13 protein-coding genes are annotated in these 18,315 nt (G+C 72.3%); 12 read left to right on the top strand and 1 reads right to left on the bottom strand.

Annotated features, from left to right (window positions below):
- Window positions 1-18: 18 nt before the first annotated feature.
- The 7 genes from LGI35_RS16945 to obgE all read left to right on the top strand — a co-directional run bounded on the left by LGI35_RS16945 (window position 19) and on the right by obgE (window position 10,793).
- The gene (locus tag LGI35_RS16945; RefSeq protein ID WP_227294642.1) at window positions 19-1,788 is read left to right on the top strand and encodes a hypothetical protein; all 1,770 of its coding nucleotides are present in this window, start codon (window positions 19-21) and stop codon (window positions 1,786-1,788) included.
- Window positions 1,789-1,834: 46 nt separating this feature from the next.
- Complete coding sequence (locus tag LGI35_RS16940) at window positions 1,835-2,641, top strand: TIGR03936 family radical SAM-associated protein (RefSeq protein WP_227294641.1); 807 nt, start codon at window positions 1,835-1,837, stop codon at window positions 2,639-2,641.
- Window positions 2,642-2,878: 237 nt separating this feature from the next.
- Complete coding sequence (locus LGI35_RS16935) at window positions 2,879-6,787, top strand: Rne/Rng family ribonuclease (protein WP_227294640.1); 3,909 nt, start codon at window positions 2,879-2,881, stop codon at window positions 6,785-6,787.
- 219 nt (window positions 6,788-7,006) lie between these two features.
- Window positions 7,007-8,359 carry a phospholipase D-like domain-containing protein gene (locus LGI35_RS16930; RefSeq protein ID WP_227294639.1) on the top strand — a complete coding sequence of 451 codons (1,353 nt, stop codon included), beginning with the start codon at window positions 7,007-7,009 and terminating at the stop codon, window positions 8,357-8,359.
- Window positions 8,360-8,574: 215 nt separating this feature from the next.
- Window positions 8,575-8,895, top strand: coding sequence for a 50S ribosomal protein L21 (gene rplU / locus LGI35_RS16925; protein ID WP_116513007.1), 321 nt, complete (start codon window positions 8,575-8,577; stop codon window positions 8,893-8,895).
- 14 nt (window positions 8,896-8,909) lie between these two features.
- Window positions 8,910-9,164: a 50S ribosomal protein L27 gene (gene rpmA, locus LGI35_RS16920; protein WP_100594223.1), complete on the top strand. Its 255-nt coding sequence runs from the start codon at window positions 8,910-8,912 to the stop codon at window positions 9,162-9,164.
- Between the two features lie 192 nt (window positions 9,165-9,356).
- Entirely contained in the window at window positions 9,357-10,793 is a 1,437-nt protein-coding gene (gene obgE / locus LGI35_RS16915; RefSeq protein WP_227294638.1) for a GTPase ObgE, read from the top strand.
- A 117-nt stretch (window positions 10,794-10,910) separates the two neighbouring features.
- Here the strand turns inward: obgE and LGI35_RS16910 are convergent, their stop codons facing one another.
- A complete protein-coding gene (locus LGI35_RS16910; protein WP_227294637.1) occupies window positions 10,911-13,001 on the bottom strand; it encodes a CDP-glycerol glycerophosphotransferase family protein in 2,091 nt (696 codons plus the stop codon).
- Window positions 13,002-13,368: 367 nt separating this feature from the next.
- Between LGI35_RS16910 and proB the strand changes: the two genes are divergently transcribed.
- The 5 genes from proB to LGI35_RS16885 all read left to right on the top strand — a co-directional run bounded on the left by proB (window position 13,369) and on the right by LGI35_RS16885 (window position 18,303).
- The gene (gene proB / locus LGI35_RS16905; protein WP_227294636.1) at window positions 13,369-14,475 is read left to right on the top strand and encodes a glutamate 5-kinase; all 1,107 of its coding nucleotides are present in this window, start codon (window positions 13,369-13,371) and stop codon (window positions 14,473-14,475) included.
- 173 nt (window positions 14,476-14,648) lie between these two features.
- The gene (locus tag LGI35_RS16900; protein WP_227294635.1) at window positions 14,649-15,110 is read left to right on the top strand and encodes a hypothetical protein; all 462 of its coding nucleotides are present in this window, start codon (window positions 14,649-14,651) and stop codon (window positions 15,108-15,110) included.
- 62 nt (window positions 15,111-15,172) lie between these two features.
- The gene (locus LGI35_RS16895; protein WP_227294634.1) at window positions 15,173-16,456 is read left to right on the top strand and encodes a glutamate-5-semialdehyde dehydrogenase; all 1,284 of its coding nucleotides are present in this window, start codon (window positions 15,173-15,175) and stop codon (window positions 16,454-16,456) included.
- A gap of 78 nt (window positions 16,457-16,534) precedes the next feature.
- On the top strand, window positions 16,535-17,128 hold the full coding sequence (locus tag LGI35_RS16890; protein ID WP_227294633.1) for an SCO2584 family spore wall biosynthesis protein: 594 nt from the start codon (window positions 16,535-16,537) through the stop codon (window positions 17,126-17,128).
- Between the two features lie 101 nt (window positions 17,129-17,229).
- Window positions 17,230-18,303 carry an SCO2583 family membrane protein gene (locus LGI35_RS16885; protein WP_227294632.1) on the top strand — a complete coding sequence of 358 codons (1,074 nt, stop codon included), beginning with the start codon at window positions 17,230-17,232 and terminating at the stop codon, window positions 18,301-18,303.
- The last annotated feature ends 12 nt before the right edge of the window (window positions 18,304-18,315 follow it).

The following is an 18,315-nucleotide window of genomic DNA, read 5'->3' as shown; positions in this document are numbered from 1 at the left end:
TCCGGCGTCTGAGAAGGCATGGACTGGGAGAAGCATCCGACGCCCGCGGAGCCCGCGGCCGCTGAACGGCCGCCCGAGGGCTGCCTCGTGGCCGCGATCCGCATCCCGGTGCGCATCGTCGTCCTGGTCCTCGTCGTACCGATCCGCCTGACCTGGGACGCCGTCGTCGCGGGCGGTCGTGTCATGTGGCGTCGCGGCCTGGTGCCCCTGGCCCGCGGGACCGGACGGCTGCTGCGCGCGGTGTTCGTGACGCCGTGGGTGTGGCTCTGGGTGCGCGCACTGGCTCCGGCGGCACGGGGCGCGGGCGCCGCGCTGGCGTGGCTGGGCAGGGCGCTGTTCGTGTGGCCGTGGGTGGCGCTGTGGAGGCGCGTGCTGGTTCCCGTCGGCAGAGGTGTCGCCGTCGCGCTGACCTGGACCGGCAAAGCGCTCTTCGTCCGGCCTTGGGCCGCGCTGTGGCGGCACGTCCTCGCGCCGGTCGGCCGCGGGGTGCGGGCCGTCGCGCTGTGGGTGTGGTGGAAGGGCGTCGTCGCCTCGGTCGCCTGGGGGTACCTCCGGGTGATGACACCGGCCGGGCACGGGATCGCGTGGCTGGCACGGGGGGTGTGGGCGGGCCTCGCCGTCGCGGGCCGAGGGTTCGCGCGTCTCGCCTCCGCCGTGTGGGCCGGGGCTGTCGCGGTGGGGCGTGGGGGCGCGTGGCTTGCGCGGGTGGTCGGGGCGGGTCTCGCCGCCGTGGGGCGGGGCGTCGCGCGCCTGACCTCCGCTGTGTGGGCCGGGCTCACCGTGGCCGGGCGTGGGCTGCGCGTGGGTGGTGCGTGGCTGCTGCGGGCGCTGTTCGTGTGGCCGTGGGTGTGGCTGTACGCGCGCGTGCTCGTGCCTCTCGGCGGCGGGACCGCCTGGCTGGCGCGGGGCCTCGCGGCGGCGGGCCGCGCCCTGGGAGCAAGGCTCGCCGCACTGCTGCGCGCCCTCGTCGTCGTCCCCGCGGTGTGGCTCTGCACACATGCCCTGACCCCGCTCGGCCGCGGCATCGCTCTCCTCGCGCGCGGCACGGCGACCGCCGTCGTCCTGCTCGCCAAGGCCCTCTTCGTCTGGCCCTGGGTCTGGCTCCACGCTCGCGTACTCACCCCCGTCGGACGCGCAACTGTCTTTCTTTTCAAGCTGGTTGGGGCCCATCTCGCCCTCGCCGGCCGAGCGCTGGGCGCGGGCCTGGCGTGGCTCGGCCGGGGTGTGTGGTCAGGCCTCGCGTGGCTCGCGCGCGGCGTCTGGGCCGGCGTCGCGTGGTTCGGGCGTGGGGTCCGGACCGTCGCCGTCACCCTCGTACGGTGGATCTTCGTCGTGCCCGCCGTCGCTCTCCGGCGCTGGGTGCTCGTCCCCGTCGGGCGGGCCGTCGTCGTCCTCGTACGGGAGACCGGTGACGCGCTCGGGCACGCGTGGCGTGTCGCCGGACACGTGTCGCGGGCCGTCGGGAGGTTCCTCGGCCGGCTCCTGCGGTGGATCTTCGTGGACCCGGTGCACTGGGCGTACCGCAGAGTGTGCACCCCGCTGGGGCACCTCGTACGGGACTCCGTATGGCGGCCGGCGGCCCGGGCGGTCAAGGACGCGGGGCGCACCGCGCGACAGGCTCTCGCGGCGGCCCGCGAGAGCGTGCGCCAGGCCAGGGCCGACGTCCGCCGGGCGCTCTTCGGAGCAAAACGGGCGGAGCCCGAGCCTCTGGTCAGGGACCGGCGGGAACCTGGCCCGCCGCAGGCACGTACTCTTGGTAGCAGTACGACCGCACTCACGAAGGACTAGAACACTGGGCAAGCGACAGCCCGAAGGCCCGCCGCCCGCACCCGCGGTGCAGCGCATCCGACTGCGCTACACCAAGCGCGGCCGCCTCCGGTTCACCAGCCACCGTGACTTCCAGCGCGCCTTCGAGCGTGCGCTGCGCCGCGCCGAGGTGCCCATGGCGTACTCGGCGGGGTTCACGCCGCACCCGAAGGTGTCGTACGCCAATGCCGCACCCACCGGCACGGGCAGCGAAGCCGAGTATCTGGAGATCGCGCTCACCGAAGCGCGCGATCCGGACACGCTGCGCGAGCTCCTCGACGAGTCGCTCCCCACGGGGCTCGACATCATCGAGGCCGTCGAGTCCCGCACCTCGGGCCTCGCGGACCGGCTCACCGCATCCGTCTGGGAGCTGCGGCTCGACGGCGTCGACGCCGCCGAGGCCAAGGCCGCCGCGGACGCGTTCGTCGCGGCGGAGGCCGTCGAGGTCCAGCGAAGGACCAAGAACGGGATGCGGACGTTCGACGCCCGCGCCGCCGTCGTCAGCCTCGAGGCCACCGAGGCCCCGCAGGCGAACGACGCCCAGGCTGATAGGCCGACCGACAAGGCCTGTGCGATACTGCGCCTGGTTGTTCGGCACGTGACGCCTGCCGTTCGACCCGACGACGTTCTGTCCGGTCTCCGAGCTGTGGCCGACCTGGCGCCGCCGGTCCCCGCAGCGGTGACCAGGCTGGCGCAGGGGCTTTTCGATGAAGAGACCGGCACGGTGACCGACCCGCTCGCGCCCGACCGCGAGGCAGTCGAGGCCGCACCTCCCGCAAGCGGGGGGAGCGCCGCAGCTGCCGCCGCGACGGCGCCGGTGCCAGGTTCCGCGTAAGGACGGTCGTCGAAGCGCCGCCCTCGTACTCGGGAGCCACCTGGGTCGGGCAGCGCACGAACCCAAGGACTTTCGCCAGGCCGTACGCACACATGGCGTACGGAACCGGCGAGAACAGACAGAGAGCTCCCGTGCGGCGCCCGCGCCCCGGACGGCGGCACCGCGCATGAACGCGCGAGCCGCGGACGTCACCGGACCAGGCGCGGCGCCCGGGAGCCTGACGGGAGATCCACCCGCATGCTCGAGCCGACCGAACCCACTGAGACGTCGTCGTCCGTGGGAACCGACAACAACAGTCCCAGCGACACCCTGCCGCCGCGCCGTCGGCGCCGTGCGGCCTCGCGCCCCGCGGGCCCGCCCACGGGTGCCGCCGCCGACACCGCCCCGGCCGCGAAGGCCGCCGCCGAGCCCGTCGCCGACGAGGCCGAAGAGACCGAGGCGACCGCGGCCGCCGCCGAGGCCCCCGCGCAGGACGCCGCACCCGCCGGGCGCCCGCGCCGGCGTGCCACCCGCCGCGCCTCCGCGCCCGCCGGCGCACCCAAGACTCCCGACGCAGCGGAGAGCGCCGAGGCCGAGCCCGCTGCCGCCGCCGCGCCCGCCGTCGCCCAGGAAGAGCCCGTCGCCGAGCCGGAGGCCGCGCCCGCCGGGCGTACCCGCCGCCGTGCCACGCGCCGCGTCTCCGCCCCCGCCGGTACCCCCGAGCAGGCCGAGGCCCCCGCGGTGACCGAGCCGGTCGCCGCGCCCGCCGTGGCCGCGGAAGAGCCGGCCGCCGAGCCGGAGGCCGCCCCCGCCGCCCGCGGCCGCCGCCGCGCCACCCGCCGCTCCACGGCCCCCGCCGGCGCGCCCGAGCAGGCCGAGCCCGTGGCCGCCGCCGAGCCCGCCGCGACGGAGGCCCCGAAGGCGGAGGCCACCAAGACCGAGGCCCCCAAGACCGAGGCCCCCGCCGCCGCGTCCGACGAGGACGCCGAGGGTGGGCGCCGCCCCCGCCGCCGCGCCACCCGCAAGGCCGCGGTCGGCTTCTCCGAGCCGGCGCAGCGCTCCGCCAAGAAGGCCGCCTCGCGCGCCGCCGCCGAGCCCGCCGCCGACGAGACCAAGGGCACGAAGGGCTCGCGCCGTCCCGCGCGGCCGTCCGTCGCCGTCTTCCAGGCGCCGGTCTTCGCCGAGCCGATGTTCCAGACCCCGGAGCGCGCCGCCGCGGCGGCCGCCGCCGAGGCCGCGGTGGAGGAGGAGCCGGTCGAGGCCGAGGCTCCCGTCGAGCCCGTGACCGTGGCCGATGTGGTCGCGGAGGAGACGCCGCGCCGTCGCCGCCGCCGTGGCCGCGCCGCCGAGGAGCAGCCCGCCGCCCCGGCCGCCGAGCCGCAGCGGCCCGCCGCCGTCGAGGAGCCTGCCGAGGCCGAGGCCGAGGAGGCCGAGGGCGACCAGGACCACGAGGACCACGACGAGCAGGGCGACCGCCCCACGCGCCGCCGGCGCCGTGGTGGCCGCCGGCGCCGTCGCGGTGACTCCGCGGACGCCGAGTCCGACGAGCAGACCGACGAAGAGGCCGAGCCCACCGACGAGGGCGCCGAGCACACCGACGAGAGCGATGAGGCCGACGAGGCCGACGAGCGCGAGGAGTCCGGCCCGTCCGGCTCCAGCAGCAGCCGTCGCCGCCGTCGCCGTCGTCGCCGCGCGGGTGACGCCTCCACCGACAGCGAGCCGGGCGACAGCGACCCCGAGCGCACGGTCGTGAAGGTCCGTGAGCCCCGTAAGCAGGAGGAGCGGGGCACCGGCGCCGACGAGGTGCAGTCCATCAAGGGCTCGACGCGCCTCGAGGCGAAGAAGCAGCGCCGCCGCGAGGGCCGCGAGCAGGGCCGCCGTCGTGTGCCGATCATCACCGAGGCCGAGTTCCTGGCCCGCCGCGAGGCCGTCGAGCGCGTCATGGTCGTCCGCCAGCACGGCGAGCGCACCCAGATCGGCGTGCTCGAGGACGACATCCTCGTCGAGCACTACGTCAACAAGGAGCAGGCGACCTCGTACGTCGGCAACGTGTACCTGGGCAAGGTCCAGAACGTGCTGCCGTCCATGGAGGCCGCGTTCATCGACATCGGCAAGGGCCGCAACGCCGTGCTCTACGCCGGTGAGGTCAACTTCGAGGCGCTCGGCATGGCCAACGGGCCGCGCCGTATCGAGACGGCCCTCAAGTCCGGCCAGTCCGTCCTCGTACAGGTCACCAAGGACCCGATCGGCCACAAGGGCGCCCGCCTGACCAGCCAGGTCTCGCTGCCCGGCCGCTACCTGGTCTACGTCCCCGAGGGGTCGATGACCGGCATCAGCCGCAAGCTGCCCGACACCGAGCGCGCGCGTCTGAAGACCATCCTCAAGAAGATCGTCCCCGAGGACGCGGGCGTCATCGTGCGCACCGCCGCCGAGGGCGCGAGCGAGGAGGAGCTGAGCCGCGACGTCGAGCGTCTGCAGGCCCAGTGGGAGGACATCCAGAAGAAGTCGAAGCAGATCTCGACGAGCTCGCCGAGCCTGCTGTACGGCGAGCCGGACATGACCGTCCGCGTCGTGCGCGACATCTTCAACGAGGACTTCTCCAAGGTCATCGTCAGCGGTGACGACGCGTGGGACACCATCCACGGCTACGTCAACCACGTGGCGCCCGACCTCGCCGACCGCCTCTCGAAGTGGACCTCCGAGGTCGACGTCTTCGCGACGTACCGGATCGACGAGCAGCTCGCCAAGGCGCTCGACCGCAAGGTCTGGCTGCCCAGCGGCGGCTCGCTGGTGATCGACAAGACCGAGGCGATGATCGTCGTCGACGTCAACACCGGCAAGTTCACCGGCCAGGGCGGCAACCTCGAAGAGACCGTGACGAGGAACAACCTCGAAGCGGCCGAGGAGATCGTGCGCCAGCTGCGCCTGCGTGACCTCGGCGGCATCGTCGTCATCGACTTCATCGACATGGTCCTTGAGTCCAACAGGGACCTGGTCCTGCGCCGGCTCCTCGAGTGCCTGGGCCGTGACCGGACCAAGCACCAGGTGGCCGAGGTCACCTCGCTCGGCCTGGTCCAGATGACCCGTAAGCGCGTGGGCCAGGGCCTCCTGGAGTCCTTCTCCGAGACCTGCGTCCACTGCAACGGGCGCGGTGTCATCGTCCACATGGAGCAGCCCACGTCCGCCGGTGGTGGCGGCGGCAAGCGCAAGAAGCGCGGCCGTGGCGGCAACGGCGCGGAGCAGACGCACGAGCACGACCACGAGCAGGCGGCGCTGGAGACGGAGGTGGAGACCGAGGCAGAGGTCGCCGCCGAGGTCGCGGCCCCGGTCGCGCTGGCCGAGCCCGAGTTCGTGCCCGACGAGGAGCTGTACAGCAGCCCCGCCGAGGCGGAGGCCGCGGCCCGTGGTGGCCGTTCGCGCCGTCGCGCGACCCGCAGGGCGTCGGCTCCGGCCGGCGCGCCCAAGGGTGAGGCGGCCCCGAAGGAGGCCGCCAAGGCGGAGGCTCCGAAGGTGGAGGCCCCGCAGGTCGAGGCTCCCAAGGCCGAGGCCCCGCAGGCCGAGGCGGAGCCCGTCGTGGCCGAGCCGGTCGTGGCGGAGCCCGCCCCGGTCGAGGACGCCGCTCCCAAGGGGCGTACGCGCCGTCGGGCGACCCGTAAGGCGACGGCCCCGGCCGGTTCGCCGAAGGCCGCCGCCGAGGCCGAGGTGACCGTCACGGCGCCCGCCAAGCCCGAGCCGGAGCCCGTCGTGGCCGAGGAGCCCAAGGCCGCCGTTGCCGAGGAGAAGGCCGAGGCGCCCGTCGAGAGCGCGGCTCCGGCCCGCCCGCGTCGCCGCGCCGTCCGCAAGGCCACCGCGCCCACCGCGTCCGAGGAGACGGCCGTCGTGGTCGTCCCGTCGGCCACGGAGGCGCAGGCCGAGCCGGAGCAGGCCGAGCCCGAGGCCGCCGAGGAGGCGCCCGCCGCCAAGAAGACGGCCCGTAAGACGGCCAAGAAGGCGACGGCGAAGAAGGCGGCCACCAAGAAGACCGCGGCCAAGAAGACGGCCGCGAAGAAGACGACGGCCAAGAAGGCGGCGACCAAGACCGCCGCCAAGAAGACGACCGCGAAGAAGACCGTGGCGGCCGAGCAGCAGGCTCAGCCGTCCGTCTCCGCCGCGGCCGACGAGGCCTGAGGAACGCGGTAGATCCGGATCCGACGCCCCCGAGCCGCACGACGCGGAACGGGGGCGTCGGCGTGTCACAGGGCACGTGACCCCGACCGGACCGCACCCTGCTCTTGGAGAGCGGCCAACTACCTGTAAAACTCATGGAGTCGCACGAGTGAACATGAACGATCACGCGACCGCGCGTTGGGGAGAACACGCGGCCCGTGAAACTGGGGAGGGGTAACAATGGCGCACGCGCGCCTGAGAGGCACGGGCCGTCACCGTGCCGTGAAGCCGGTCAAGGGCGCCAGACAGGCCGTGGCCATCGCCACGGTCCTCTCGGCGGCCGGGATCCAGGCCACCGCGTCCGTGGGGACCGCCGCCGCGGACACCCCCACGTGGACCGAGGGGCCGATCTTCAACGACCCGCACGGCACCACGGACCAGCAGTACGCGATCCGCACCAGGCTGATCCAGCTGACGAACGCGGCGCTGCCCGGTTCGGTGATCAAGGTCGCGGTCTACCACGTGTGGGAGCAGTCGGTCGTCGACGCGCTCGTCGCGGCCAAGAACCGCGGCGTGAACGTGCAGATACTGCTCGACGAGTCCAGCGTCAGCGACCGCCCCACCAACACCTCGTACGCCTCGCTGAAGGCCGCCCTGGGCACCAGCAGGACGAGCCCGTCCTTCGTGACGCTCTGCCCGGCGCACAAGTCCTGCCTGGGTGACCCGAAGTACGGCCAGTCGATCATGCACAACAAGTTCTGGTTGTTCTCCGCGGTCGAGGGCGCCACGAACGTCGTCGTGCAGACCACGTCGAACTCGACGCCGTCGGCGCACACGAAGTTCTACAACGACGCGCTGATGCTGCCGAACAACAGCGTGATGTACGAGGCGTACTCGGACTACTTCACGGACATGACCGGCAAGAGCTGGTCGACGTGGGACTACCGCACCGTCAGCAACGGTCTGTACAAGGCGTATTTCTTCCCGCGGGCCGGCACGGTCAACGAGTCCGACACGATGTACTCGGTCCTCAACAACGTCGCCTGCTCCTACAAGGACCCGGTGACCGGCGCCGCGAAGAAGACCGTCATCCGGGCCGCGATCTTCAAGGTCACGCGCAAGCAGATCGCCGACAAGCTGGTCTCGCTGAAGAAGCAGGGCTGCACCGTCAGCCTCATGTACGCGGAGACCGACAGCGCCAAGAGCCTGGGCGGCCCCAAGGGGACATGGGAGGGGCTGCACGCCACCGGCGGACCCTCGCTGCGCTGCCTCAACGACGACCGGGACCCGCTGAACGCCGGCAAGAAGCTCACGACGCCGTACATCATCCACTCGAAGTACCTGCTGGTGGACGGCATGTACGACGGCAAGCGGAACAAGATCACCTTCACCGGGTCGCAGAACTACACGGGCCCCGCGCTGCGCGAGAACGACGAGGCGATCGTCAAGGTCGACGACGACTCAGTGCACGACGCCTACCGCGACCACTTCAACCGGGTGTGGAACGTCGCCTGGCCCGGCACGGCCGACGCCACGGACCTGTGCAAGGGCGTGAAGCCGCTGCCGCAGGACGGTGAGAAGCCGCCCGCGTAGCCCGCGCGCACCCGGCGGAAGGGGGCTGGTTTGACCCTTTCGGCGGGTGACCCGTAACCTTGACCGTCGGCGTCTGTTGAGCGCCGCACCCCTGAGCACCTCACCTCCCGGTCCGCCGGGGGAGGCCGCTCGTCCAATCCGGAACATCACGGGCCCTCGGGCACGTGTGAGCGGCTGGCTTCAGGGGTTTCGTCCCGAGCGAGAGAGAGATCCGCGTGTACGCCATCGTGCGCAGCGGTGGTCGCCAGCACAAGGTTGCTGTCGACGACATCGTTGAGGTTGACAAGATTTCCACCGCCAAGGTTGGCGACACCGTAGAGCTCTCTACGCTGCTCGTTGTCGACGGCGACGCTGTGACCAGCGACCCGTGGGTGCTGGCCGGCATCAAGGTCCAGGCCGAGGTCGTGGACCACCACAAGGGTGCCAAGATCGACATCCTTCGGTACAAGAACAAGACCGGCTACCGCCGTCGTCAGGGTCACCGTCAGCAGTACACGGCGATCAAGATCACCGGTATCCCCGCGGCTGCGAAGTAAGGGACTGAGACAAGATGGCACACAAGAAGGGCGCATCGTCCACTCGGAACGGGCGCGATTCCAATGCTCAGCGGCTCGGTGTGAAGCGCTTCGGCGGTCAGACCGTCAACGCCGGTGAGATCCTGGTCCGCCAGCGCGGCACCCACTTCCACCCCGGCACGGGCGTCGGTCGCGGTGGCGACGACACCCTGTTCGCGCTGAACGCCGGTGCGGTGGAGTTCGGTACGCACCGCGGCCGCAAGGTCGTGAACATCGTTCCGGTCGCCTGAAACCCCTAGTTCCTAGGACTCAGGCGCCGTAGAGCGTTTTCGCGAGGGCGGACCTTGCTTGCCCGGCCAGAAGCTTCGGCTTCCGGATCGGGAAGCAGGTCCGCCCTTCGTGTGTTTCCAATGAACGACGAGCAAAGACATTTCGTACTCCTCCGGCCCTTCGCCGGGGGAACCCCCAGGAGGCACTGAACCATGACCACCTTCGTGGACCGCGTCGAACTGCATGTCGCCGCGGGTAACGGAGGCCACGGCTGTGCCTCCGTTCACCGTGAGAAGTTCAAGCCGCTCGGCGGCCCGGACGGCGGCAACGGCGGCCGTGGCGGCGATGTCATCCTGGTCGTCGACCAGTCGGTGACGACGCTCCTCGACTACCACCACTCCCCCCACCGCAAGGCCACGAACGGCAAGCCGGGCGAGGGCGGGAACCGCTCCGGCAAGGACGGCCAGGACCTCGTCCTGCCCGTGCCGGACGGCACCGTCATCCTCGACAAGGCGGGCAACGTGCTGGCCGACCTCGTCGGCCAGGGCACGACGTACGTCGCCGCCCAGGGCGGCCGCGGCGGCCTCGGCAACGCGGCGCTGGCCTCGGCCCGCCGCAAGGCGCCCGGCTTCGCGCTCCTCGGTGTGCCCGGCGATCTCCAGGACATCGTCCTCGAGCTCAAGACGGTCGCGGACATCGCGCTCGTCGGCTACCCGAGCGCCGGAAAGTCGTCCCTCATCTCGGTCCTGTCGGCTGCCAAGCCGAAGATCGCCGACTACCCGTTCACGACGCTGGTCCCGAACCTCGGCGTCGTCACGGCCGGCTCGACCGTCTACACCATCGCCGACGTGCCGGGCCTCATCCCGGGCGCCAGCCAGGGCAAGGGCCTCGGCCTGGAGTTCCTGCGCCATGTCGAGCGCTGCTCGGTCCTGGTCCACGTGCTCGACACGGCCACGCTCGAATCGGACCGTGACCCGGTCTCCGACCTCGACATCATCGAGGAGGAGCTCAAGCAGTACGGCGGCCTCGACAACCGCCCGCGCCTCGTCGTCCTCAACAAGATCGACGTGCCGGACGGCCAGGACCTCGCGGACCTGGTCCGCCCGGACCTGGAGGCCCGCGGCTACCGCGTCTTCGAGGTGTCGGCCGTGGCCCACAAGGGCCTCAAGGAGCTCTCCTTCGCCCTCGCCGAGATGGTCTCCGCGGCGCGCGCCGCCAAGCCCAAGGAGGAGGCGACCCGCATCGTCATCCGCCCGAAGGCGGTCGACGACTCGGGCTTCACGGTCACGCAGGAGGAGGACGGCCTCTTCCGCGTGCGCGGCGAGAAGCCGGAGCGCTGGGTGCGCCAGACCGACTTCAACAACGACGAGGCCGTCGGCTACCTCGCCGACCGCCTCAACCGCCTCGGCGTCGAGGACGCCCTCTTGAAGGCCGGCGCGGTCACGGGCGACGGCGTGGCCATCGGCCCCGAGGACAACGCGGTCGTCTTCGACTGGGAGCCCACGGTCATGGCGGGCGCCGAGATGCTCGGCCGCCGAGGCGAGGACCACCGCTTCGAGGAGCCGCGCCCCGCGGCCCAGCGCCGCCGCGACAAGCAGTCGGAGCGGGACGACGCGGAGCAGGAGTACGACGAGTTCAAGCCGTTCTAGGCCCGCTCGGGCGTTCCGGCCCAGCTCATGAGGAAGGCCCCCGGGAGATTCTCCCGGGGGCCTTCCTCATGTTCGGCCTGCGCGCCGAGCTTCGGTGGTGAGCCTGCGCGCCGAGCGCTACGCCGTGACCGTGTCGCCGGACTCGGCGTCGGAGTCCAGGGCCTCGGCGAACTCGTCCGCGTCCGTGTCCGTGCCGCGCTGGCCGGGGATCTCCGCCGCGAGGCGGGACTCCATGCGGACCCGGCGCTCGTCGGCCCGGTCGCACAGCGCGCGCACCGCGTCGTTGAAGCGGTCCAGGGACGGCGGGTCGGAGGGGCCCAGGAGGTGCTCCTTGAGCTCCGCGCGGGCCTCCGCGTGGGAATCCGTCTCCGGGGCGCGTACGGCCGCGAGAAGGGCGGGTACCTCCGTTGCCGCGGGCGTCAGGATCGTCGCCGCGCTCACCGTCGGGAATCCGGCGCGGAAATCGCTCTCGGACATGCCGGAGGTGTTCGCGACGGCGTACGGCTTCTCGCTCGTCAGCCAGTCCGAGACGACCGAGGAGACATCGCTGATGAGGACGTCGGCCTGGTTGAAGCAGGTGAAGATCGCCGGACGGGCGTCCGTGATGACCAGGTGCTCCCACTCCGGGAAGGACGCCCAGTAAGCGGCCTCCCACGCGGCGGTCGCCTCGGCGACGGCGGCCTGCCGGTCCCCGTCGGGCGCGCCCTGGAGCATCATGCGCTCCATCTCGTCCGCGCTGGCGCGGAACGCGGTCGACGTCAGCCTGTCCAGCTCCGTCGTGCGGCGGACCAGCTCGGCGGCGGCCTCGGGGCCGGGCCGGGCGCCGGAGCGCTTCGCGGCCGCCTCGCGGACCATCGCCTTGATGCGCTCGTTCGCGACGCCCGCGCGCGGGTCGACCGAACCGGTCATCGGGTGCGGCTTGTAGAGGAGGCGTACGGAGTCGTCGGCGAGCAGGTGCTTGACGAAGTTCTCGCCGGCGAGCAGCACCGACGTGTTGCCCGGGTTGCCGTCCCAGCCCTCCCAGGTGGGGGCGTAGAGGACCGTCGTGTACGTGCCCCGGGGCGCGCCGGTGGCGCGCTTGATGGGCGACAGCTGCGGGCGGCCCACCTCCACGACGTCCTTGTCCTCGACGCCGATGTCGGCGAGCTGGTAGCGCTCGCGGGCCGCGGGCCCGGCCACCCACACCTCGTCGTACGCCTTCGCGTACGGGTTGCAGGAGGACAGCTTGTCGCTCTCGCCGTGGTTGATGAAGGCGTGCTTGATCGTCGGGATGCGCAGGACCTGGGAGGTCTTCGCGGCGTTCGCCGGGTGCAGCACCATCTTCAGCGTCGAGTTCTCCAGGGAGAACATCGTGGCGACCTTGGGGAAGCAGATGACCGGCACGTCGGTCGCGTCGATCTTCTGGACCATGAACCGCTCGCGCAGCACGATCAGCGGCTTGCCGTCGACCTCGGAGAGTGTCGAGAGCCACATGTTGGCCTGGTACGCGGACGACGTGCCGCCCGAGAAGTACATCGCGACGGTCGGCTTGTAGTCGGCCAGCCACCGGTCGAGCCAGGCCATGACCTTCTGCTCGCTCAGGGCGCGCTTCTTCGGGAGCAGCCAGGTCGCGAGGTGGACCGTGCCGCCGCCGAGCAGCACGATCGAGACGGCGAGGCCGATGCCGCCCCAGAGCGCGTCGGTGGTGGCCGCGGTGATCAGCAGGCCGACGGTGCCGGGGGCGGCGAAGCTGAGCAGGCGGTGACCCTGGCGGCGGGCCAGGATGCGCGGCGGGGCCGCGGAGAGCCGCAGCTCGGACGCGTCGATGTTCCGCGTCACGATGGGCAGCGCGCGCGTGCGTCGTACCAGCACGGCCACGGCCTGGCACACGAAGTGCAGGGCGTAGAAGGCGAGCAGCGCGATGGTGAGGGGGGACTGCTCGGCCAGCGGCTCGATGCCGTCGATGCGCAGGAGACCGACCAGGATCAGCATGTCGCGCAGCAACTGCCGGACGGTGACATCGAAGCGGATCTTGCCGAGGAGGGAGAGCAGGCCGGGCTGCTTGTACTGGAGATACGTGTCGAGCGCGAGACCTGCGGCGCTCGCGGCGACGAACACCGGGACGTACGGGATCAGCGCGCTGACGAGCTGGGCCGTGTAGAGCGCGAACATCGCGAAGAGCGCTGAGAGCTGCACGACGCGGCGGGGGGCAAGGCCGGCGGAGGGCACTGGGCGGGGCTCCTGGCAGGGGGTCGGGTGGCGGGGGGAAAGGTCTGCGGGGGGTGCGCGGCGTTCTTCGACGAAGGCCGACCACTGACCGTATGACTTTCGCGCCCTCGCTAGCAATCCTTCGTGATAGCAATCACCGGATAAAGGGGCAAAGGCCCCACGATCTCTGGGCAGCGATTCCTTTCGCCGCCTCCGGTGGAATTCCTTTCGCGTGAGCCTGCCGTCCGCCCCTCGGAACCCGGAGGCGCCGCGCCGTGCCGCTCACGTAGATTGCAGGACCCGGGCCGTGGCCGGGACGAGGCCCACGGCCGGTCGGCACCGATGGGGAAAGCACGTGTCAGCGGCAGGGCAGGACATGAGGCAGGGCGTGGCGGAAGCCCGCAGGATCGTGGTCAAGGTCGGATCCTCCTCGCTCACCACCGCCGAGGGCGGCCTCGACGCCGACCGGGTCGACGCCCTCGTCGACGTGCTGGCCAAGGCCCGCGGCGGCAGCGAGAAGGAGATCGTGCTCGTCTCGTCCGGCGCCATCGCCGCCGGGCTCGCGCCGCTCGGCCTGCGCCGGCGCCCCAAGGACCTCGCCCGCCAGCAGGCGGCCGCGAGCGTCGGCCAGGGCCTCCTGGTGGCCCGCTACACCGCCTCCTTCGCGCGCTACGGCGTCCGCGTCGGGCAGGTCCTGCTCACCAGCGACGACATGGCCCGCCGCGCCCACCACCGCAACGCGTCACGCACCCTCGACCAGCTCCTCGCGATGGGCGCCCTGCCCGTCGTGAACGAGAACGACACCGTGGCCACGGACGAGATCCGCTTCGGCGACAACGACCGGCTCGCCGCCCTGGTCGCCCATCTGGTCCACGCCGACCTCCTCGTCCTCCTCTCCGACGTCGACGGCCTCTACGATGGCGACCCCGCCAAGCCCGGCAGCTCGCGGATCTCCGAGGTCCGCGGCCCCGCCGACCTCGCGCACGTCAAGATCGGCAGTGCGGGCAAGGCGGGGGTCGGCACCGGCGGCATGGTCACCAAGGTCGAGGCGGCCGGGATCGCCGCCGCCGCGGGCATCCCCGTGGTCCTCACCAGCGCGGTGCACGCGGCCGACGCGCTCGCCGCCCGCGACACGGGCACGTACTTCCACCGCACGGGCCGGCGCAGCGCCGACCGCCTCCTGTGGCTCCAGCACGCCTCCACGCCGCAGGGCGCGCTCACGCTCGACGACGGGGCGGTGAAGGCCGTCGTGGAGCGCCGCAAGTCGCTCCTTCCCGCGGGCATCGCGGCCGTCGAGGGCGAGTTCAGTGCGGGCGACCCGGTCGAGCTGCGCGACACCACGGGGCGGGCGGTCGCGCGCGGCCTGGTGAACTTCGACGCCAAGGAGATCCCGCAGCTCATCGGCCGCTCCACCCGCGAGCTGGCCCGCGAGCTGGGGCCCGCGTACGAGCGTGAGGTCGTCCACCGTGACGACCTCGTGCTGCTGCAGGCCTGACCGCCCGGCGCATTCGTGAAGATCCGGCGTCCGCGCTGGTCGTAAACCGTGTAAACGGCCGAAAGCCGGGCCTCCGGCGGGGGACCTTCCCCAAAAGCGCCCCATGACGGCGCTTGGCCTGCTCAACTTTGTTTCAGGAAGTTCCGCACGACCATTGCGCAAAGGAGGCCGTCGTGAGACGAGCGCGCCCGGGGGCGACGTCCCGAGGGTCGGCGGAGCGGGCACTGACCAGCGTCGCGGCCGGCGAGTCGTACCAGGGCAGCGGGCAGGAGGAGGGCGTCGTGACGGAGGAAGGCCCCCGCCTCTGGCATGTCACTCTCAGCGTCTCCGGCGCCGACGCGCCCCTCGCGGAGGTACGGCGGGGGCTCGAACAACTGGCGCACGACCACCCCTTTCTGCTGACGAGCCGGTACGCCGTCGACCACGCCGAGATCCGCTACTGGGAAGAGGCCCGCGACCTGCACGACGCGGCCGCCGTGGCGCTGCGCCTGTGGGGCGAGCACCGCCAGAGTTCCCAGCTCCCGCCGTGGGAGATCGTCGGCCTCGAGGTCATCGACCGCGACACGTACCACCAGCGCATCGCCGAGGGATACGGGCCCCTGCCGGCCACCCCGGTCGGCGTACACCCGTTTTAGGTCACATCTCAGGGTTCGGAACAGCCGCCGGACGGCCCCGGCGCGCCCACTACCCTGCAGATATGACCTCGCTCTCGCCGTACGACTCGATGACCCCCGTCACCCAGGCCGCCTACCGCGCCCGGTCCGCGGCCGGTGTGATCGCCCCGCTGCCGCGGGCCGCGAAGGACGACGCCCTCGCGGCGATCGCCGACGCCCTCGAAGTGCGCACGGCCGAGATCGTCGAGGCGAACGCCAAGGACATCGCCCGCGCCCGCGAGGCCGGCACCAGCGAGTCGATCATCGACCGTCTCACGCTCACGCCCGAGCGCGTCCGCGCCATCGCCGCCGACGTGCGCGACGTCGTCGCCCTGCCCGACCCGGTCGGCACCGTCGTCCGCGGCAACACCCTGCCCAACGGCATCGACCTGCGCCAGGTCCGCGTCCCGCTCGGCGTCGTCGGCATCATCTACGAGGCCCGCCCGAACGTGACCGTGGACGCCGCCGCCCTCTGCCTCAAGTCGGGCAACGCCGTTCTCCTGCGCGGCAGTTCGTCCGCGTACGAGTCCAACACCGCCCTCGTGCGGGTGCTGCGCGACGCCGTCGGCGGTTCCGGACTGCCCGCCGACGCCATCCAGCTCGTGCCCGGCGAGGGCCGCGACTCCGTCACCGAGCTGATGCGGGCGCGCGGCCTGGTCGACGTCCTCATCCCGCGCGGCGGCGCCTCCCTCATCAAGAACGTCGTCGAGAACTCGATTGTCCCCGTCATCGAGACCGGCACCGGCAACTGCCACGTCTACGTCGACGCCCACGCCGACCTCGACATGGCCGTCGACATCCTGATCAACTCCAAGGCGCAGCGCCCCAGCGTCTGCAACGCCGCCGAGACCCTCCTCGTCCACCAGGACATCGCCGACGCCTTCGTGCCCCGCGCCCTCGCGGCCCTCGCCGAGGCCGGCGTCACCGTGCATGCCGACGAGCGCGTCCTGGCGTACGCCGAGGGCTCCAAGGCCACCGTCGTCGAGGCGACCCCCGAGGACTGGGAGACCGAGTACCTCTCGTACGACATCGCGGCCGCCGTCGTGCACTCACTGGACGCCGCCGTGGAGCACATCCGCCTCTGGTCGTCCGGCCACACCGAGGCCATCGTCACCACCTCGCAGCAGGCGGCCCGCCGCTTCACCCAACTGGTCGACTCCACGACGGTCGCCGTGAACGCCTCGACACGCTTCACGGACGGCGGCCAGTTCGGCTTCGGCGCCGAGATCGGAATCTCCACCCAGAAGCTCCACGCCCGGGGCCCCATGGGGCTTCCGGAGCTCACGAGCACCAAGTACATCGTCACGGGCGACGGCCACATCCGGTAGCCGTGGGCATGCGGACAGGAACAAAGGGAATTCCCGCACCGACTGCCCAAAACGACCCCCCAGGTCTACTCTGGACGCGTGCCGGAGGACGTGGGGGGCACGCCGTTCCCTGACGGCTGGGAGCCCGACGACGACCGCGACCGCGGGGGTGCGGACGAAGAGTTCGCCTCCGTGGTCTTCGACGAGGACTTCGTGCAGGCCGCCGAGGTCCATGAACCGACCGCGGTCGAGCGGCTGCTCGCCGCGGCGCAGGCGCGTGCCGAGGCCCAGGAAGCCGAGGCGCGAAGGGCCCGCACGCGTGGCTCCTCGGTCGACGACGACCTGTACGACGACGTGTACGGCCCCGACCCGCGAGGCGGCTACGCCTACGGCCCGGACGCCGACGACCTCTACGACCCCGATGTCGACGAGGACGGCTACCCGCGGCCCGGCGCGTACGCCGCGAAGGTGCGCTGGCGCCGCCCCGTCGCCTGGCTGCTCGCCCTCGTCATGGGCATCGGCATGGTCGCGCTCGCCTTCACCGCCGTCTACCGCGGCGCCTCGTCGGGCGGCCGCCAGGACCGGGTCCCGCCACCCGCGACGACCGAGCTGGAGAAGGGCTTCCCGATCGCCCCCAGCGCCTCCGCCGACTACTCCCCGTCACCGGTCCCCGCGACCCCGCGGATCCCCTGACCACGGACGGGCACACCCCGTCGGCACAGGGGCGACACACTGTCGGAAGTTGTCGCGTACCAGCGCGTTTACCGGACCCCCCGCAGACCTACCCTGAAGGTATGGGCGAGCCAGGAGACCCACCGGAGGGGACCCCAGAGAGCGCTCCCGGCGGTGGTGGCGAGGACGAGTACCGATCCGTCGTCTTCGACGAGTCGTTCATCCGCGCTGCCCGGCTCCAGGAGTTCTCCGCGCAGGAGCGCATCACCGACCACGCGCCCGCCGTACGCCGGCGCCCCGGACTGCGCCGCGGCCTCACCCGGCAGGCCGTCATCCTCGTCATCCTGATCGTCATCGCGTTCGGCACCGCGATCTACATGGGCGTACGCAACCCCTACCAGGGCGTCACGACCGCCCACCGGCCCGAACCGCTGCGGATGACCGTCATCCCGCTCTCGCCCCAGGGCCGGGTGCCCGGCGCGGTCTCGGTGTCCGAGCTGTACGAGCACAGCCCCGCCGCCCAGTTCGGGACGGCCGCCGAGGGCATCGCCCTGCCTCCGGCCCGGCGCACCTCGCACTTCTCCGAGAGTCAGGTCTTCGCCGCCCTGACCACCGCCAAGGACTACCTCGTCGAGTCCTCGCTCGACCCCGAGGTGCTCACCGGGAAGGCGGTGCGGTCCGTGCGGATCCTGGTCGCCCCGCAGCAGCTCGACCAGTTCGACCGGAGCTTCGACCGGCCCGCCGCCGACGGACGGCACGAGGCCACCGGCTGGCTCGTCCGCTTCGACCCGAAGCAGGCCGCGCTCGCCGACACCGGGATCCGCGTCCACGGCACCCTGCGCGCCACGGAGTCCGACGCGGACACCCTGGAGGTCGCCTCCGACCACACCTTCGTCTACGCGCTGCGCCCGGCCGGCGCCGGCTCCCACGCGAAGGCGTCCCTGTTCACCGTCCGCCGCGAGCTGCACTTCCGCTTCGACCGGGACGACCTGCGCATGCACCAGGCCGAGGTGCTCGTCAGCTATGTGCAGGCCGGGCCGCTGTCCTGCTCCGTCGACTCGGCCGCGCATCTGCACCCGCTGCTCGCGGGACAGACAGCGAAGGAGGGCGGCCCGGCCGGCACCGACCCGTTCGCCACGGGCGGCACCACCTCGCTGTGCGGTGCCCTCGCGCCGGGCGCCCAGCCTTCGCTCTGATCCCCGCGTGAC

The organism is Streptomyces longhuiensis, from assembly GCF_020616555.1.
Taxonomy (GTDB): domain Bacteria; phylum Actinomycetota; class Actinomycetes; order Streptomycetales; family Streptomycetaceae; genus Streptomyces; species Streptomyces longhuiensis.
The sequence above is the reverse complement of the archived record's forward strand: the minus strand, read 5'-3'. Positions and strand labels throughout refer to the sequence as shown.